The sequence below is a fragment of the Oleiphilus sp. HI0067 genome (assembly GCF_001635735.1).
On the sequence record NZ_LWFI01001412.1, the window covers coordinates 1 to 991 of the forward strand.

Genomic DNA, 991 nt, shown 5'->3' on the forward strand with positions numbered 1-991 from the left:
GATTTTATATTAAGTTTTTGATTTATAAATAAATAAGAATTGGCATTTTCCTCGCTAGCTAGTCATTAAACAGATCTAGCTGATACAAAACTGAGGAATGAAAATGAAAAACTTCGCTGCAATCTCTAGTGTTGGTGGAAAAGTAATGGCTTTGAGCGGTTTGATTCTAGTGTTAAGTATTCTTGTTTCTTATCCGTTCGCATCTATGTTCTCTTTAGTCATTCAATTAATTGGTCATATCGTGACTATAGTGTCTGCTGCAGCATTCAAAATTGGCTATATCGTTTTCGCGATTGGTCGCCATGGGCATTGTTTAGAGTTCTAGGTGGGGAGTATGACTTCATTTCTGAGTAGTCCGTTTAGGCCGTTCTTTTTATTAGCCGCTGCTTATTCAATCTTATCGCTTTCCTTATGGGTGTCAGTGGTTGCAGGCTTTTTTGCTTTTGACCGTGTAGGGCTTGTTTGGCATGTCCGTGAAATGTTGTTTGGTTTCGTAGCGACTGTGATGTTGGGCTTTCTGCTGACTGCGTGCGCTAATTGGACAGGGCAGCAGACTTTCAAAGGCGCAATGTTGGGCGTTCTCGTCTCGATCTGGATTGCAGCGCGCTTTTTTTGGGTCACTGGAAGTAGCTTATCAATCGCTGCGGCATTAGATGGTCTTGTATTCGCTGCTGGTGGGCTAAAGCTCGCGCATATGGTGTTGATCAGTCGTAATACGCGTAACTATGCCTTTCCTGTTGTTTTGTTTGTCTTTGCGAGCATATGCGCCGTTGAGTCGTATCTGTATATGAATGATCAACATCTTTCGTTGGATGTATTAAAAATCGTATTTTTCATCATGATGCATGTTGTCCTCGTGATGGGAGGCAGGGTAATACCCTTTTTCACTGACCGTGGCTTACAACGATCACAAACAAGGCGTTATCCAGTGTTAGAGCGCTTATCGTTAGTCTCGAGTATTTGTTTCGTGTTGGCGTTTGCTTTTGATATC

Annotated in this window: 2 protein-coding genes; both read left to right on the forward strand. The window is 42.1% G+C overall.

Annotated elements, in window-relative coordinates; genetic code table 11:
• Positions 1 to 103 precede the first annotated feature (103 nt).
• Positions 104 to 325 (forward strand): hypothetical protein, encoded by a 222-nt coding sequence (locus tag A3739_RS22435; RefSeq protein WP_197472504.1) that lies wholly within the window; start codon positions 104 to 106, stop codon positions 323 to 325.
• Positions 326 to 334: 9 nt separating this feature from the next.
• The coding region (locus A3739_RS22440) for an NnrS family protein (protein WP_197472505.1) at positions 335 to 991 on the forward strand (657 nt) is incomplete at its 3' end.

What these genes read in the sequence shown, in the direction of transcription:
- A3739_RS22435 (WP_197472504.1), top strand. Translation starts at nt 104, where the DNA reads ATGAAAAACTTCGCTGCAATCTCTAGTGTTGGTGGAAAAGTAATGGCT.